The 16,566-nt window shown below is 59.9% G+C and carries 13 protein-coding genes; 5 read left to right on the forward strand and 8 right to left on the reverse strand.

Annotated elements, in window-relative coordinates; genetic code table 11:
• Positions 1-17: 17 nt before the first annotated feature.
• Complete coding sequence (locus tag BSG19_RS08650; RefSeq protein WP_092986779.1) at positions 18-1,400, reverse strand: YncE family protein; 1,383 nt, start codon at positions 1,398-1,400, stop codon at positions 18-20.
• Positions 1,397-1,801 (reverse strand): DUF305 domain-containing protein, encoded by a 405-nt coding sequence (locus BSG19_RS08655; RefSeq protein ID WP_165916872.1) that lies wholly within the window; start codon positions 1,799-1,801, stop codon positions 1,397-1,399. Before BSG19_RS08655 ends, BSG19_RS08650 begins: the two co-directional genes overlap by 4 nt.
• Before the next feature lie 197 nt (positions 1,802-1,998).
• Here BSG19_RS08655 and BSG19_RS08660 point away from each other — a divergent pair, with 197 nt between their 5' ends.
• Positions 1,999-3,150, forward strand: a complete 1,152-nt coding sequence (locus BSG19_RS08660; protein WP_062595833.1) for a TDT family transporter — start codon at positions 1,999-2,001, stop codon at positions 3,148-3,150.
• On the opposite strand, the gene BSG19_RS08665 is transcribed toward BSG19_RS08660, so the two are convergent.
• The 5 genes from BSG19_RS08665 to BSG19_RS08685 are packed head-to-tail and all read right to left on the reverse strand — an operon-like array spanning position 3,137 to position 6,469.
• Positions 3,137-3,841, reverse strand: coding sequence for a uracil-DNA glycosylase family protein (locus BSG19_RS08665; RefSeq protein ID WP_062595834.1), 705 nt, complete (start codon positions 3,839-3,841; stop codon positions 3,137-3,139). The genes BSG19_RS08660 and BSG19_RS08665 overlap by 14 nt on opposite strands.
• Entirely contained in the window at positions 3,838-4,731 is an 894-nt protein-coding gene (locus BSG19_RS08670) for a LysR family transcriptional regulator (RefSeq protein ID WP_062595835.1), read from the reverse strand. The genes BSG19_RS08665 and BSG19_RS08670 overlap by 4 nt, the downstream gene beginning before the upstream one ends.
• Positions 4,728-5,537: an anti-sigma factor family protein gene (locus tag BSG19_RS08675; protein WP_092986781.1), complete on the reverse strand. Its 810-nt coding sequence runs from the start codon at positions 5,535-5,537 to the stop codon at positions 4,728-4,730. The genes BSG19_RS08670 and BSG19_RS08675 overlap by 4 nt, the downstream gene beginning before the upstream one ends.
• Positions 5,534-6,049 (reverse strand): sigma-70 family RNA polymerase sigma factor, encoded by a 516-nt coding sequence (locus BSG19_RS08680; RefSeq protein WP_062595837.1) that lies wholly within the window; start codon positions 6,047-6,049, stop codon positions 5,534-5,536. Before BSG19_RS08680 ends, BSG19_RS08675 begins: the two co-directional genes overlap by 4 nt.
• A gap of 3 nt (positions 6,050-6,052) precedes the next feature.
• On the reverse strand, positions 6,053-6,469 hold the full coding sequence (locus BSG19_RS08685) for a nuclear transport factor 2 family protein (protein WP_062595838.1): 417 nt from the start codon (positions 6,467-6,469) through the stop codon (positions 6,053-6,055).
• Positions 6,470-6,978: 509 nt separating this feature from the next.
• Between BSG19_RS08685 and BSG19_RS08690 the strand changes: the two genes are divergently transcribed.
• From BSG19_RS08690 to BSG19_RS08705, 4 genes are all read left to right on the forward strand, one after another.
• Complete coding sequence (locus tag BSG19_RS08690; protein ID WP_092986783.1) at positions 6,979-10,116, forward strand: hypothetical protein; 3,138 nt, start codon at positions 6,979-6,981, stop codon at positions 10,114-10,116.
• Positions 10,116-10,583 (forward strand): hypothetical protein, encoded by a 468-nt coding sequence (locus BSG19_RS08695; protein WP_092986785.1) that lies wholly within the window; start codon positions 10,116-10,118, stop codon positions 10,581-10,583. Before BSG19_RS08690 ends, BSG19_RS08695 begins: the two co-directional genes overlap by 1 nt.
• Positions 10,584-11,888: a phosphorylase family protein gene (locus tag BSG19_RS08700; protein ID WP_092986787.1), complete on the forward strand. Its 1,305-nt coding sequence runs from the start codon at positions 10,584-10,586 to the stop codon at positions 11,886-11,888. It begins immediately after the preceding gene.
• A gap of 460 nt (positions 11,889-12,348) precedes the next feature.
• Complete coding sequence (locus BSG19_RS08705; RefSeq protein WP_092986789.1) at positions 12,349-13,815, forward strand: hypothetical protein; 1,467 nt, start codon at positions 12,349-12,351, stop codon at positions 13,813-13,815.
• A gap of 256 nt (positions 13,816-14,071) precedes the next feature.
• On the opposite strand, the gene BSG19_RS08710 is transcribed toward BSG19_RS08705, so the two are convergent.
• Positions 14,072-16,357, reverse strand: coding sequence for a KAP family P-loop NTPase fold protein (locus BSG19_RS08710; RefSeq protein ID WP_092986791.1), 2,286 nt, complete (start codon positions 16,355-16,357; stop codon positions 14,072-14,074).
• Between the last annotated feature and the right edge of the window lie 209 nt (positions 16,358-16,566).

The following is a 16,566-nucleotide window of genomic DNA, read 5'->3' on the forward strand; positions in this document are numbered from 1 at the left end:
TTTGGACCCAGCCGTCTCTAGCGGCTGGCGAGGACCGGGCTGGCCGTGCCCTTCAGACCCTCGACCACAACCAGCCGCGGCTCCTTGCCCGCCGTCGGCTCCCTGGGGGCGCCGATCGTGCGCACCGGACCGATGCTGGAGGCCATGCCGGCGCCCTTGTCGTTGGTCTTCAACACCACGACGGGCTCGTCCTGTCCTTCGAAGAATACGCCGTACTCCGTCATCGGCTTCAGTTTGGCGATGCTGACGTCGATCGTATCGACGAGCCCGAGATTGCGCGAGACGACCATGCCGGAGCCGGTGGCGCCCTCGGGTGCCTTCAGCGAGAGCGTCAGGTTCTCCGGACCCGTTTTCAGCGGCATGAGGTTCTGGGTTCCCGCACCGTCGGGCACCGCGCCCGGCACGAAGACGAGGGCCTGCGGGGCCTGACCGATCGGGATCTCGGCCACGACCTTCTGCTTGGCCGTGTCGATCACGTCGACCTTGTCGCCGTTCTCCAGCCCGACGAAGATGCGGCTGCCGTCTTCCGATCCCCAGATGCCGTGCGGCAGGGCGCCGACTGGGATAGTCGCGACGAGCTGCGTTGTCTCGCCGGGCCTATAGACCTTCACGACGTTCTCGCCGCCGATCGTCACGTAAACCAGCGTCTCGCCGTCCACCGTTCCGAAGCCGAGATGGTTGGAGACCGGCCCGCTGTCGATCACCTCCTTCACCTCGAGCGTCCTGGCATCGACGCGTGTGACCTTACCGACGTCCTTGTGCGTCAGCCAAACGCTGCTGCCGTCCGGGCTCACCTGCACGAAGGGCACGAAGGGCGAGACGACGGGGATCCGCTTCACCAATTTATGGCTCGCGACGTCGAAGACCTCGAGCACCGGGTTGAACGAGTTGGCGACGAAGGCGAGCTTGCCGTCTCGCGAGAACTTGGTCATGCCGGGGCCGCTTGTCGTCGGGATGCGGCCCGTCTCCTTGAAGGTCGTGGCATCGATCACCGAGAGGTAGTCCTCGCCGCGCACCGTCGCCCAGACTTCCCTCCCGTCCGGCGTGAAGAAGGCCTCGTGCGGGTTGCGCCCGACATAGGTCGTGCCCTTCACGGCATTGGTCGCCGTGTCGATGAAGGTGACGGAGTTCGTCACCGTCGAGACGACGACGAGCGTCTTGTGGTCCGGCGAAAATCCTAGGCCGTGGACGTTGACCTCGCCCTTGTAGAGGGGGCTCAGAACGTCCGGCCGCGGATTGCCGAGCCGGATCTGGCCCAGAAGCTTGTTTGAGACGGGGTCGATGACCGAGACCGTGTTGGAGTTCTGGTCGGCGGTGTAGACGCGGTCTGAGGCGGCGGGCAGCGCGAAGGCCGATGTCGAGACGAGGAGCGCGGCGGCGAGAATGGCGATGCGGGTCATGGGGTTGTCTCCGGAACGGGCTTTGGTTTGTCGGCAGATGCGGCGAGCATCGAGCGCATCAGCGTAATCTCGTAGGTCTGTTCGGTGATGATGGACTGCGCGAGGTTGCGGATCGCTGGGTCCCGGGTCGAGCCGAGGACGGCCTTGGCCATGTCGATCGCGCCCTGGTGATGCGGGATCATCTGGGACAGGAAGTCGTGCTCGGGATCCCCGGTCACCGGAGCCGACATCATGCCGGCGTGCATCCTCTCCATCGCCTCCGCGGTCGCTTCGGCATAGTGTGGACCGTCGGGCGTGGCCGGCACCATCGGCGAGTGCTGATGGGCGTGCGCGTCCTGCGCCTCTGCCGAGGAGAGTGACACCCCGGCGAAGGCCAGGGTCAGGAAAAGCGTCTTCAGCATGGAATCACAAGGTCCTCGAAGTACGGGTTCGACAAAAAGACGCTTGCGGAAGCCTTTTATTCCCGTGGCGGCAAAATTTATTCGGGGCGAAGCGCCTGAAGGATTAATCGCCTCCATCGATCGAAATGACCAAAACAACGCGTTGGATCGAACGATTCCCGTTGTGTATGGTCCCCAGCAGGATAAGGACCCCGCCAATGACCTTCGAACAGATGCGTGCCGTCACCCTCGGCCTCCAACCGCTGTCGCGCCTCGACAGCCCGCGCGAGGTCGTGCGCCAGTTCACCCCGAACTGGTTCGCCGCCACGATGGGCACCGGGATCCTGGCAATCGCGCTCTCGCAGTTCCAGGCAGACATGCCGATGCTGCATCCGGTGGCCGAGGGCCTCTGGATGTTCAACATCGCGTTGTTCACACTCTTCGCCGGCCTCTACGCCGCCCGCTGGATCTTCTTCTTCGACGGGGCCAAGCGCATCTTTGGCCATTCCGTCGTGTCGATGTTCTTCGGCTGCATCCCGATGGGCCTCGCCACCATCGTCAACGGCTTCCTGATCTTCGGCCTGCCGCGCTATGGTGAGGTCGCAGTCAGGATCGCAGGGACGCTCTGGTGGATCGACATTGCGATGGCAGCAGCCTGCGGGGTTGCCATCCCCTTCATGATGTTCACCCGGCAGAGCCACTCGATCGACCAGATGACGGCGGTCTGGCTCCTGCCGGTGGTCGCGGCCGAAGTCGCCGCCGTCTCCGGCGGCTTGCTCGCGCCGCATCTCGTCGACCCGCATTCACAGCTCGTGGTGTTGACGCTCTGCTATGCGCTCTGGGCGCTGTCGGTGCCGATCGCGCTCAGCATCCTTGTCGTGCTCCTCCTGCGCATGGCCATCCACAAGCTGCCGCACGCCAACATGGCGGCGTCGAGCTGGCTGGCGCTCGGACCGATCGGCACTGGCGCGCTCGGGCTGATGACGCTGGGCGGCGCGGCACCCGCGATCCTTTCCGCCAACGGGCTGGAGCGTTTCGGCGCGTTTGCGGAAGGGCTCGGCTTCTTCGGCGGTCTGCTCCTTTGGGGTTACGGGCTTTGGTGGCTGGCGATGGCTGTGCTCGTGACGCTGCGCTACCTGCGCGATGGCCTTCCCTTCAACATCGGCTGGTGGGGCTACACGTTCCCGCTTGGTGTCTATGCCGTGACTACGCTGAAGCTCGGCACCCTTTTGCCGATCGCTGCCATCCACGTCTTCGGCACGTTGCTCGTCGCGGTGCTGGCGCTGCTTTGGCTGATCGTCGGCACGAGGACGGTGCGCGGCGCCTGGAGGGGAGATCTCTTTGTCTCGCCCTGCCTCAAGGCCGACTGAGAGAAGGAGGGGCATCCGCCGGCGGTCGGTCGTTGAGGAACGCGGCGACGCCAGCACGGAACCGGACGGCGCCGCCCTGGGCGGGGTGGCGCACGTAGGTGGCGGGGATACCGAGCCCGTCCGCCGCACGCTGCGCCACCCGGCCGATGCAGAGGATTCGGCGCGGCGCGAAGATCGCGACGATTATCTCCAGCACCTTCCGATGTTCGGCGATCTCGGTCCAGGTGGGCGTCCGGTTGCGCAAGGGCAGAACGCCGCGATGGGGATGGAAGAGCACCGCGTTCCAGAACAGCGGCAGCGGGTCGGGTATCGCGTTCCAGATCTCCAGGGAGGTTCCAGACTCCGGTGTCGGCAGGGTCTCGCGGGTCGCCCGCGCCAGCGGCGGATCGAGGCCGAGCCGCTCCGACAGGTCGGCGAGCCGCCGGTCACCGGTGAACGGCACGCCCGTCCGACGCGCTCCGAAGCGCGAGGGCGCTTCGCCGAGCCAAAGGTCACGGACGCCGCGATCCGCCAACGCGGCGAGATAGCGTTGAAGATTGCGACGGCGAGTCACCGGCGCGTCAGCGTCCTCAATCTCCGCGTCGAACCCGGCATAGGGGTTGAACAGGTTGGCCTTGCCGGGCAGCGCCGCGAGACGCTCGACGATCGCGTCGACTGAATGTCGTCCGGACGTGGTCGATCCATCGATCACGCCGGCGGCACCTTGATCGTCGGCAGCTCGGCGAGAAAGGCGGCGACGGCGCGGCTCGAGTGACGGTCCCTCGCCAACACCGAATAGAACCCGCGCGACGGCAGGTCGAAGGGTAGCGCCACCAGTGTCCCCGTGCGAAGGGCGGCATCCGCGACCACGGCGGGGAGGATCCCGACGCCGGCGCCCGCCTCGATCGCCGCGCGCACGGCCTCGTTCGAGGGCAGTTCGAGTTCGACCGACAGCGCGGTGAGATCGACACCGAAGGCTTCGAGCGCACCTTCGAGGATCGCGCGGGTGCCCGAGCCTCGTTCGCGAAGCACCCAGCGCGCCGATGCAAGATCCCCGGCCGCGACGGGAGACCCAGAGCCTCTGTGCCCTGATGCCGCGACCAGCATCAGCCGATCATCGGCGACGCGTTGCGTGCCGAGCCGGACATCGCCGAGCTCGTCCTCCACGAAGCCGAGATCGGCCGTGCCATCCAGCACCGCCTCGGCCGTGCGCGCCGTGTTGGCGATGCTCAGCCGAAGTTCGATGCCGGGATGGCGGGCCTTGAAGCCCGCGAGCACCGGCGGCAACCAGTGGTTCGCCACCGTCTGGCTGGCGACGATGCAGAGACGACCCCGCTTCAGTCCGGCAAGTTCGGAAAGCATGAGGCCGGCATCCTCGGCCCGCGCAAGCACCGCGCGGGCCTCGGGCAAGAACAGGCGCCCCGCTTCGGTCAGTTCGATCCGTCGTCCGACGCGGTCGAACAGCCGGACATCGTGGCGCTCCTCCAGCGCAGCGATAGCGGCGCTCGTCGCCGACTGCGTGAGGTTCAGCGCCTTCGCCGCCTCCGTTACATGCTCGCGCTCGGCCACGGCGACGAATACGCGAAGCTGGTCGAGCGTCACAGCGTATCGCCGGAAAGGCTCGGCGCCGAGCGGTTCAGGCTGTCGTAGACGGCGGTCGCCACCTGCATCAGCCGCTCGCGCGGTGCCTCGGCCGAGACAACGTAGCCAAGGCCGGCGTCGCGCCAGAAGAAGGCGGAGATGCCGTCCTCCTCGACGAACTGGAACGACGTCTCGGCCTTCTCGTCGGTCTTCACGAAGAGCGTCAGACGCGTGCCCTGGTCGTCATCGTACATCAGCATCGCGGCAGGACCTGCGCCCGCAGGCAGCAGGCGCCCACCCATCAGCCGATATCCGAGCCCTGTCAGGTCCGGAGCCGACAGCCGCGTTCCAAGCCGCTTCGACAGCCATTGCAGGAGATGCGCCTCCTCGTTCGCGCGCACTTCGACGGGATGGACCACCTCGACCACGAAGGTGCGATGCGCCGCGATTGCCTCGTCGGCCATGACCGCCACGCGAGGCATCTGCGGCGGCACGCGCAGGACGTCGTTCGCCAGCCACCCGCCGGAGCTGCCGAGGATCAGCCAGCCCATGACAGCCGCGAGGCGCAGACGCGTGACAGCAAACCGACCGCGCCGGGCCTCGCGGATGTTGGCGATTCGTAACCGCGCCGGGATCGGCTCCCCGGCCTTGAAGGCAAGGCGTTCGCGCAGTGTCCGGGCGATCTCGCGGTCGCGATCGAGGGCCGCGGCGATCTCCGGTCGCTCCGTGAGATAGGCCTCGACTGCGGACAGCCGCTCGGCCTCGAGCCGTCCGTCCACATAGGCTTGCAGGTCGTCCTCGCCGACGGGCGTGTCCCTGCGGCTCATTTGACTCTCCTCAAGGGCGCGCGGATCCCGGTCTCCAGGATGGCGCGCAGCTTCTCACGCGCCCGCGACAGGCGCGACATGACCGTGCCGACCGGAAGCCCGATCACCCGTGCCGCCTCGTCGTAGCTCATGTCTTCGACGCTGACGAGAAGGAGGACGGTGCGGTGCTCTTCGCTGAGCGCATCGAGCCCAGCCAGGACGTCGCGGAGCCCGGCGCGACCGTCCTGGTCGCCGTCCACCGCCGGCGGCGAGGCCATCTCGTCGAGCGCCACGTGGGGCCCACGCCGCTTGTGCTGGCGCAGGCCTGAGATGTGGAGGTTGCGCAGGATGGCGAATAGCCAGGCGCGCAGGTCGCCGTCGGGCCGGCGCAGGTGCCAGCGCCCGACGGCGCGCTCCAGGCAGTCCTGGACGAGATCGTCGGCGGCGTCGCTGTCGCGCACCAGCGCATAGGCATAGCGCCTCAGGCCCGGAATGAGCGGTTCGATCCGCGCCGCGATCTCGTCGGTGGACATGCCTTACTTCTCCAGCGCGGGGTCGATCTGCCAGATCTCATCGGTGAGCGTGCCGTCCCGGAACATCATGACGTAGCGCACCGGGATCTTGTTGTCGTTGGCGAAGACGACATCGGCGACGACGGTGGCGCCCTTCGAGTTCACGCTCTCGCGCATCTCGACGATGGTGGCCTTGAGGCCCGTCTGCGCCTTGGCGAACTTTGCCCAGGTCGCGGCGATCTCGGGGCCCGTGTAGGTGCCATCGAGCGGCCCCCCGACCCAGTGAAGCGTTGCGGACGGGGCATAGGCGGCGGTGACCGCGGCGCTATCGCCCTTGGCGATCGCTTCGATATGCGCCTTCGCCATGTCGCCGGCGGGACCCGCAAGCGCGGTCGAAGCCGCGGCGGAAAGAATGGTGATGGCTGCGAAAAGGGTCTTCATGGCTCGGTGTCCTTCGGTTCGGCCGCGATTGGCCAACGGAAGACGTTCTGCAACGGCGCTTATTCCCAAAGGACTAAAAATTAGAGACGAGCAGGTTCAGTTCGGCGTTCAGACGCAACGTCCGCTAACGGCGGCAAGCTGAAAGGGCGTCAAACGACTCCGAGGCGTCGGAATCGGTCATGAAGGTCTCTCACGCTCTATGGCAGCTAATTCTTCCTTGAGCTCCAGAACCAGTCGGTCTGCTCACGGCCCCGAGGCGGAAATAATTTCCGCTTTGCGCCCTCATTCCGGTCGCCCAGTGAGTAGAAACTCTCCCTGAAAGCGGACATACACCTCTTTCGAAGAAGCTATAGCGTAAGAAGGCAAAACGGTTGAACTGCCATGCTTGGGAGCAAACAAAGACAGTGCTGCCTTACGTCTTCCATTCTACAACGGAAACATGCAGGGTGTCGTCTGTAATGCCGGATGCCCTATTGCACGCACCGCGCGAATCTGTATAGCCGAGAGTGATGGAACGTAGAATCCGTAAGTCGATCGGTTTGGACCTCAAAAACATTGCCCGCGGGGACCGGGGTTACAGGCCGTTTCGATGGAAGATTTCCCAATTGCTTTCCGATACCTCGGCCATCTCAAACTTGAATTCGTTCCTGCGAAAGAAGCTCCTTTTTCTTAAACCGGACGAGGCATTCACGGCGTTAGAACTCTCAAAGAAAGACTTCTTGTTTCTTTGCCAGCTCAACAAAACCGATCGCAGTGCTGTGAGTTACCTCGATCTGTTATGCGATTATGTCGAATACAACATCGACATGTATCGAGATATCGATGAGTTCGACAAACTCCTTTCGACCGCGGTCCTGTCAGGAGGTCTTGATACAGATATCGCCTCGGAATTTTCTGGTGAGTCGCGCGGAAGGTCCCAATGTGTTTTCGTCATGAAGGCTTACTGCGCACTTTTCGGTAGCAATAACGAAGATATCTCGCAGTATTTCGGCGCCGGGATGTATGCTGACTGGCTTCGCCAGCGTCTCCTCTATCCGTTGAGCTACTACTTCACCGCGGAGCCGGACTCCGACCATTTCGACTTCTTCCTGAAGCAGCTTTTTGCCGACACCGATATACTGAACGCGGAGAGAGAGGTCATCCAGACCTTGATCGACGACAATCACGTGATCAGCGCCTCAGCATCGCACACATTCTATCTCGCTCTACTTGTTCACCCGTACGACGCCGTCATATTGGTCGCCAGATTCTACGAAGCTGTCCTGGCCAGTTGTGCAGCCCCTTCGCCGGAAGAGGTGCGTTTGCTCAGCAAACTCGCTGGAACCACTCGAAACTCCCGCTTGAACGCCATAGTCGACCACGTATCAGGCGCTTCGATCGCTACGGAGATAGACGGAACATCCGCAGTCTTCTCGACGCTTGGGCTGACCTCGGAAACGGCGGAATTCTATCGTGCCGTGTTCTCGCTGGAGGCCGGGTCGGGACCGCAGATCAGCAGGCCGCTTCTCGAGACGCTCTATCGCCTTCGTTTCGAGAAGTATCCAGACATAGCGGATTTCCACGAGCTGTCTTCCTGGACCACGAGATATAGTTTCTCTACCGCCGGGAGAGTTCTACGGGTCTTCATGACTTCGCTCTACATGTGGCCCCGTCAAAATCTCGTGACCGAGTTCTTCGACCTGTTCACACAGATCGCGCTTTTCGGGGCACTGACGTCCTGGACCGCGACCTCGCCCCGCGGATACGCATTCCTTCGACACACCCACGCGTGCGGACGCCTCGTCAACAGTGTTCAGGAGATCGACGGTCTGATTGAAAAGCAGGTCGCTGTCATTGCCGCCACCGGAAGGCGATGGATCAAGGTTTTCCATTGGGGACAGCGTCGGAACGAGGCCGAATTCCGTTTCAATGAATGGTTTGAAGCGATCCGCGTGAATATCCCGCTTTTCGGTACGCAGCGGTACCTTTCGGGCATCGACTGGACCACATTAGATACGATCATCGACACTTACCGGATCAAGCCGTTCCTCAAGAACCGCGATGCCATTTTCGTGCTAATGCTCCGCCAGAGTGAGGAGCGTCGGCATGACTCAGCCATCCTGCGCTTCGCGATGCGGCCCTGGGCAGAACAATTCCCTCGCGTCGATGTGTTCGCTGACGCACTAGCGGTAGAGTACGGGGCTGCGTCGATCGTATTCCTACGGCGCTTTTTGACCGCCGATGAAATACTGCATCTGAATCTGGAGAACAATTTCACTGCTGCGATAAGCGAACGGATGAACGCCTTAGAAGCTCTAGTTAAAAAATTCAAGTTTTCGGAAGATACGATCACTGGGCAGGAACTCGAGAAAGAACAGAAGGCGGTGATCAGCGTCCTGTCCTTGATGAGCGTCAACGCGAACCAGTTTGAGATCAATTGGGACACGATCAAGAACGAGGCGCTCTCCGCGACGGCGGACATCTACAAAGCCTACATTCCTCTCTCGAAAAAATACAACTCCCTAGATATTATATCGCAGGCGCAAACCAAGTTTTCACATTATTTTTCGAACAAGCAAAGCGCCAGCTATCTGGCGCGGAACAACGAAACCTACATTGCGCAGATGGCATTCCAGGCCATCGAAGTCTTTTTTTCCAACCCGGCGCATGGGATCGAGTCGGTACTTGCGATACGAATTCGACACGACAACATCCGCCGCGAATTTGATCGGTCGCTTGAGGCGGCAAGGCTGGCATTTAACCTCCGTCTTCCGGTGAAGAACGCGATGTTCGCGATGTATAGAGAGGTCGTGTCCCTGACGGTCCGCGACTGGGTCCGGAGATATATGCACACGGGTCGCAATTCACCCGAGACGGCGCTCTTTAACTTCGTGCCCAGCCAGGCCGACCTCGACGCCTTCATCAAGGGGTTCGCGCAGACGAACTCGCAGGAAGACCTGATAGACGCGGTCATCGAGTGGATCCGATCGCGACTGGACGTGTTCCTTGGAGAGGCCCAAGAGTTGCTCTCAGGCGAGCTCGTGCACAACCTCAAAAGTGTGATCGAGGCGGCTTCCGCCGATGCGCGCTCGACGCGTTCGCCGTCGGATGTCCTAGCTGCAGAACGGGTCGCGCTTCAGGCCATCAACAAGACCGCGGTGGAACTTCGGGAATGGTTCAAGTCCCCAGCGCACGCGCGTGACAAGTCAATTAGTTTCGCGGAACTGCTGCTGGCGGTGGAAGGTCGGTTTGAACAAGAGGTTCAGAACGATGAAATTGCTTTCCCGCGTCTTTCGCAACAGTTTCAGGGTGTTGAGGTCTTGCCTCAGAATATCCGCAATCTCTTTGTCGCCATGTCGGAGTTGACGCTGAACGCAGTCAAGTACGGATCTGGGAACAAAACCCGTTTGCGGATCAAACCCATTAAATCCAGTGGAAAGATGCTGGTACTCTTCTCGTCGCCGAGACGGGGTGACGATGACGCGGAGTGGACCATTGAAGGCAGGCCTTCGGGTAGTTACACCGAAGGCATATTCAACAGCGGAAACACGGGACTTGAAAAAGTTGCCTTCCTCGCTGCCTCCGTTATCGGGGAACCGTCTCTGATCAAGATCTACAAGCGCCGCAAGGCTTTCCACATCCTGCTTCCCGTAGGCACCTGCGCGTGATGAAGATTTTGATCGTAGAAGACCGTGACGACAAGTTTGAAGATATTGCGCTGGTAGCGCGGCCTTCGTGCCCGCAAGGTTCGTCCTTTCACCGGTCGACCACTTCTGTTTCGGCGATCGACGAACTCGGCCGTTGCCCCTGGTCTCTTCTGCTTCTGGACATGTCGATCGACATCCGATCGGGCAAAGTGAATGTCGCTAGAGGGGGCCATGCTAATTTAGGTGGTCTCGACATCATCGAATACCTCTACCTCTTCGAGGTGAGTCTTCCGACTATAATCATCACGGGTTTCGACTACTTCGAAGCAGCGCGCTCCGAAGAGCGGATGACGGAACTTGTGGGGTTGGACAAGATCGCAGCGACCGCTGCCGCCAAGATTGGCAAGAATTTCCTTGGCGTGGTCCGCTATCAAGACACCGGATGGAGAGACGATCTCCAGAGCCTGATTATGAACTGGAGAGCTTGAATGAGGGCCTTGGTCGTCCATGACCGCGAGGAAATCGCGTCGAAGATTAGCGCGCTGCTGGTTGAATGCGGCTGCGAAGAAGGTGACGTCGCAGTGGCGGACGACGTTCGGTCGGCCACGGAGAAACTCCGCAACGACATGTTTGACATCGCGATCCTGGACCTCACGCTTCAGTACAAAAAAGGCCGAGGCATTCCGAGCTACGAAGTTGTTGAGAACCTACTTGTCGAAATCTTTCAGACGGAAACGCTCCATATCCCGGCAGACATCATTGGGATCACCAAGGAACCAAGCGCCGTATCGGCCGTGTCGAAGACGATCGGCTCCCACGTCCTCGCGGTGATCGAAGAGGATGATGGAGGGACGTGGAAAGAAGACCTTCGCGACAAGCTCTCCTACGCTAAACGCGTTTCGAAGGCGCGCCAGCTAAGCCGCAACAGTCGGTATGATGTCGATCTCTGCATTATCACGGCTCTGGACAGCGAGATGGCTGCGTACAATCAACGGCTGACCCTCGTAGATTGCGAAGAGATGCAAGGCGTGAAGCGTTTCGCCTTCACTTCCTCTGACGGCAGGAATCGAAGAGGCGTAGCGTTCGCGATTGGGAGGGCAGGCCAGTCCTCCGTCGCATCCGCGACGCAGGTGCTCCTTTTGCAATACAGGCCCAAACTTATAGTGATGTCCGGGATATGCGGCGGCATGCCAGAAAAGGTCAAACTGGGCGATATCGTTCTTTTCCAGCAGGTCTTTGACTGGGATTACGGAAAATGGGCCATCGAGAAATTTCCCGAAGCCATGGCCGGGGTGACCGACGTGGAAATCGTGAACGAAGACAGCTCGATCACCCATGGCCGGAGAACTTTTTATGCCCGTCCCACGCCGCTTGCGGTGGAGCACCCATCGGTCACTTCCGCATGCCGCGCCATGCGGACCTCCGGATACAAGTTCTCCCACGAGGAAATTACAACCATCAAGGGTCTAGCGCCCAACTACGACCTGACCTCTCCGCAAGTCCGATACGGACCGGTGGCATCGGGCGGAGCGGTAATAGCGGACGAGTACATGATACCGAGGATAAAGAGCCTCAACGAGGATATCCTGGCGGCTGATATGGAGGCTTACGGCCTCTATTACGCGGCGAAGAACACCAACGTCGTCAAACCCATGTTCATATGCGTAAAGTCCGTCTCGGACTACTGCGATAGTAAGAAAAACGACGGTGTCCACGAGGCCTGCAATTTCATCTCAGCAAAGGTCGCCCTTGAACTGAGCGACCAAATCCTGACGGCCAGTCAGGCTCCATGACGTAATTGTCTTTCGACTACCGAGTTGTATGTAAATCGGCAACGGAAGCGCGGGGCTGAACTTGACCCCGAGTAACAAATAGCACGCTGATATCAGGTACTCGAGGTGGTTTTCTGGCAACGGACCGTCGGCTGTCGGCCCCCTTGCGGAAATGATTTCCGCTATGCGCCTTCATTCTCGCCGTTCTGACCTGATTCTTCATTGCCCAAGAGCTGACATTTTATAGCGCGCAGCAGTGTCAAGTCACGCGACCTAGAACCTGAGTTCTGCTAGACGGTCTGTGATCAGTGACGGGTGGAAATGCAATGACAACAACAGCACGTTCGCAGCGCTATGCTCGCGAGTTAGTTCCAGCACTAAGGCGCAGTAGAGCGGTGAGGACATGCGCCGGCGTCCACTTCTTGTCGAAATCAACCGACCCTTTGGCCATCCTCGATAGTGTTGGCGATCTGCGGTGTCCATGACGATGACTGTCGCCGAGTATCTTGCTGCCACTGAAGTGGTGTTCTGCCTCGACACCAACATCCTGATCGAATTCCGCTCACTGGCCGAGCTGCCTTGGAAAGAGCTTGCGCCAAACGCGACCTCGATCCGTCTTATCGTGCCAACCAAGGTCGGCACCGAGATGGATCAGCACAAGTTCAGCAGCGGCCGCTTGCGCAAGCGCGCCGCCGATTTCGCCGAACTGGCGCGCCGCATCGAGGATAGTGGAGACCGTCCGGTACGACTGTCGACGCCTGACGCCAATATTGCGGTGACGATCGAGTTCGGGCCGCTCTACCGCACCAAGGACCTTGATGGAGAGCGATTCGATCTTGACGATCCCGACAACCGTGTTGTCGCCGAAGCGACCGTAATCGCCCGAGACATTCCCGACCTGATCCTGCTTGCGGACGATAGTCTCCCTATTCGCCTGGCACGTCATGTCGGATTGCTTCATGTCAGGCCGCCCCGCACTTGGCGCCGGCCGGCAGACGGAGACGAGCGGGACGAGACCATCGCCGATCTACGGCGGCAGCTTGGTCCGCAACCGAACCTGGTCCTCAACTTCCCCGCCACAGCCGACCATAACCGCCGACATGACCTCGTGTCGCCGCCAGATGGCATCTGCGAGGACTGCGTCGACCGCATCTACCGCACGTCGCTGGCACTTGATCCGGAAGTGCCCCGATCAACCCTTGAGGCGAGATATCCCAGTGCGCGTCCCATGAGTTTGGGGGCCTACCAGATACCGAGCATTACGCCGGTCGGGGCTGTGTCTAGCGGCATGCTGGATCGCTACGAACAGGAATTCGACAGCTACCGGCGCCACCTCCATATCTGGGCGAGCGGCCTGCCCAAGATCTTAAGCAAGCCAGGCGTGATACGCCCCATCGATATCGAAATCAGTAACGAGGGAGATCGCGCGGCCGACAAGGTGCATCTTGAAGCAACATTATCCGGCCCGTTTCATTTCCTGGCCATCGACCATTTCGACGTAGCGCTCGAAGATCTGCTGGAGGTACCCCACGTGCCCAAGCCGTATCTGACACCCTATTTCGGCGACGGCCCCGGCCTCGGCACGCCGCGTGTTGATGCGTTTTACCCCCTTGATGAACCCGACGACGATGACGCCGACCCGAGTCGGAGGATATCCTGGCGCTGCGAAGAATTGCGCCAGGGCGTGCGGTTTACTTTGCCCTGCATCGTCGTTGCCGAGAAAGCTGAGGCCCAGGGCGCGCTTGTGGTCACTGCCCGTGGGGCCTTCCAGGCCAAGGCGGTTACCTTGACCGCACCTCTCAAGGTATCCGCGCTGCCGCACCCTGGGCCCTTTGCGAACTATCTCCTCGACCACCTGGCTTTGGTGCCGTTGCACTACCGTCGGGCACTGGCCGCAGAACTTTCGGTAACTGGCCGGCCCTGTACTTGCGCTGGCACTCAGGCTTGAACCCGAAGAATGGTCTGGAACGAACCGTCCGACCGCCTCGATCTGGTTTCGTCAAGGATTGCGGCAGACATGCCGCTTGCCAGTTGGCGCCCAGATAGAATAGCCCGTGGCCGGGCTTCGATTAAGCTACCCGTCGATCGGTTGAGCCTTTGAATGGCGGGTAGGCGCGCCCCTATTAGACGATCGACCTGCCTGTTGGGCATCCAGAAAGCCGCCGCTATTGGCAGCAAGTGATCTTGAAGCAAAGCAGAACTTTTCAATGCTCTGCTTTGCCGGACAAAGCCTTTGCGAGCGCGTCGACAGCTCGCCTCCCGAGCTCATCGGCAGGTCGTTTCAACATAGCGAGCCGTCTTTGTGCGGTGCCTATGCCTAAGAAATCCTCGATTGTGTTAAGCCGGATGGAATCCACGCTTCGTGAAACGAAGTCGCCCATCGTGTGACTGGTTCCCGTGGTCATTAGCCGTTTCAATAAAGTAACAAAGACCTCATCCGTTTTGACGGTGGCCTTAACCCAGTTTCGCGGTTCGTCCAAACTTTCGGTGTAGTCTCTCCAGCGGTAGAGCAATGAGCCGAGGTCGGAATCTTCGAGGAGCTTGTCCGGTGTCGTTGCGCGCTCTCGTATTTGCCGAACCCATTCAGCTTTCATCTCCTCAACTGTCTCCCTCTCAAGCTTAGGTTCGATACGCGAACCTTCCTCTTGCGACTCCGGGTCATTGAGGTGGATGATCGTAGCGGCGACGGACAATGCTTTGGTCGATCGGAACGCCGCGAGTGTAAGCGCTCCTCGCTCCTCCTTGGAGAGCCGATCAATGTACCAGCTTATCGCTCGCCAAGCGGAGGTCCACGGCGACCCAAATGGCGTCGCACTATGGTCGACAAGCTTCTGAGCGATTTCAAACATTGCTGGTAAGAGTACAGACGCCGTTGCAGTCGGAAGTGTTTCGACGGAATCATCAAGCCTCGATGCAAGAGAGCCTAGCAGCTCTCGACTTTCGACACTTTTGATTGCCTCGCTCAGCAGTTTTCCGTCTCCTGATATCTCAAGAAGGTCCGAAAACTCGTTCTCCGACATTTCACCTTGCGGGGTTTGCAGTTCAAAGTAGCGGGGAAAATATCTGGCCGTGCAGACGCGCTTGGCCGAGTTCCAGGAACTTAGCCAATCATTCCCATAGTGCGACCCACCAAAGGCCCATTCGGTTTTCGGAAATAGCTGCTTTATCGCCGCTTCGGCGAACGGTTGTCGTTGCGGATCAAGCGATGCAATCTGTTCTTTGATTCTGCTACGGTTGTCATCATCGGCGCGATCATCGCGGAAGCGTCCGTTTTGGAGAAACAAATCCCGGTCTCGGAAAATGGCAGAGTGTAGATCAGGTTCGAAGACCCTTAACGCTTCAAGGACAAGGAAGTCGACAACATTGACTTCCATCACCTGTCGACCCGTATGAAGCGGAAGGTGAATGGCAACGGACGAGACGTACCGTCGCGCATCGCGTAGGTTTTCTACATAGGGTTGGATGGCGCCAACCAACGCGTTCCCCCACCTGACGACTTCAAAGCCGTTTTCGGCGACTGCATAGGTGCCCATCAGTTGGTCTAGGTCTTTTGTCATTATGGAATGGACCATCGGCTTTGAAACAGCCGGCAAGTCGAAATTGGCCTGAACGATCTTTTTGAGAAACTCGCGGCCTTGCCCATTTGCGATAGGATCGAGCGCACGTTCAACGATGCTTGGTTGGAATAGCAGCACGAACACAATGTTCGGAAGATTTGCGTTGACCTTGATTTGGCGTATGAGCGATCGGATTTGCTCCGGTTCCAGCCTATCGATGTCATCAACGAAGATCACGAGCGGCTTTTCCAAACCCCGCAAACTGGATTCAAGGTCAGCGCGGATCTTGTCGACTGGCTCGGCCCATCGATCTTTTCCAAAGTAAAGCAGCAACCATCCGACGACCGGAAGCACAATACTTGCACCGGTTAGCCATCTAGCGAGCGTCGCTGCCTCGGGCAATGACCATCCAATAGACGTCGCCAGCGCCACTACCGATGCATTCGCCAGGACGAGAGTGATGAGAGGCGCGTTCGCGCCGAGCTTCTTTACTGAGCCGGCGCTCCCAGTGAGCGTTGAGCCATAACGTCGGAACATCGCGGCGCGCTTTCCCGCATTCGAGGACAGTGCTCCACCAATTTTGTCCGCGATTTGCTGAAACAGAGCCTTGGCAATAGCCTCACCGTCACCCCACTGCCATGGATTGAAGTCCATCCAGTCAGCCGAGCCTTCGCGGCTGCCGAGTTGCTCTATGACGAGGTTCTTGAGTGACGTTTTCCCGGCGCCCCATTGACCTCGAACCGCGAAAACGCGGCCTTCCTCCAAACTCAGTTCAGACAGAATAGTCGCGATGCGTTCCGCGAAACTTACACGGCGAAGTAAGTCTTGACCTGACGCTTTGATTGGTACATCAGCTCCGATTTCAGTGGGACCGATGTCTTTCGGCACTTCCCTTTCCCCCGTCAGAAAGCGAAAGAAGGCAGAGAAGACCATTCGATGTCATCCATTCTTGATCGGGTGATTTAACGTCTTTTCTACTGGTTTCGGTAGCAGATAACCAGGGACCTCGGAAAGTTGATGTCGGCTTATCGCCGAACAAATTCACAAGCTGCCTGACAGAATACGGCCCCATTGCAGTCATTGCCTGCGGGCCCCAAGCTACCCTCTCCGTCGTCCTTTAAATGTGGCCAGTTGGCCCGCAT

The sequence above is a fragment of the Rhizobium sp. NFR03 genome, from assembly GCF_900111275.1.
Lineage (GTDB): Bacteria > Pseudomonadota > Alphaproteobacteria > Rhizobiales > Rhizobiaceae > Ferranicluibacter.

Excerpts from the sequence above, each read along its gene's own strand:
- BSG19_RS08680 (WP_062595837.1), bottom strand. The coding sequence starts at position 6,049 with ATGTCCACCGACGAGATCGCGGCGCGGATCGAACCGCTCATTCCGGGC.
- BSG19_RS08655 (WP_165916872.1), bottom strand. The coding sequence starts at position 1,801 with ATGCTGAAGACGCTTTTCCTGACCCTGGCCTTCGCCGGGGTGTCACTC.
- BSG19_RS08700 (WP_092986787.1), top strand. The coding sequence starts at position 10,584 with ATGAGGGCCTTGGTCGTCCATGACCGCGAGGAAATCGCGTCGAAGATT.
- BSG19_RS08695 (WP_092986785.1), top strand. The coding sequence starts at position 10,116 with ATGAAGATTTTGATCGTAGAAGACCGTGACGACAAGTTTGAAGATATT.
- BSG19_RS08685 (WP_062595838.1), bottom strand. The coding sequence starts at position 6,469 with ATGAAGACCCTTTTCGCAGCCATCACCATTCTTTCCGCCGCGGCTTCG.
- BSG19_RS08705 (WP_092986789.1), top strand. The coding sequence starts at position 12,349 with ATGACGATGACTGTCGCCGAGTATCTTGCTGCCACTGAAGTGGTGTTC.
- BSG19_RS08710 (WP_092986791.1), bottom strand. The coding sequence starts at position 16,357 with ATGGTCTTCTCTGCCTTCTTTCGCTTTCTGACGGGGGAAAGGGAAGTG.
- BSG19_RS08650 (WP_092986779.1), bottom strand. The coding sequence starts at position 1,400 with ATGACCCGCATCGCCATTCTCGCCGCCGCGCTCCTCGTCTCGACATCG.
- BSG19_RS08660 (WP_062595833.1), top strand. The coding sequence starts at position 1,999 with ATGACCTTCGAACAGATGCGTGCCGTCACCCTCGGCCTCCAACCGCTG.
- BSG19_RS08690 (WP_092986783.1), top strand. The coding sequence starts at position 6,979 with ATGGAACGTAGAATCCGTAAGTCGATCGGTTTGGACCTCAAAAACATT.
- BSG19_RS08675 (WP_092986781.1), bottom strand. The coding sequence starts at position 5,537 with ATGAGCCGCAGGGACACGCCCGTCGGCGAGGACGACCTGCAAGCCTAT.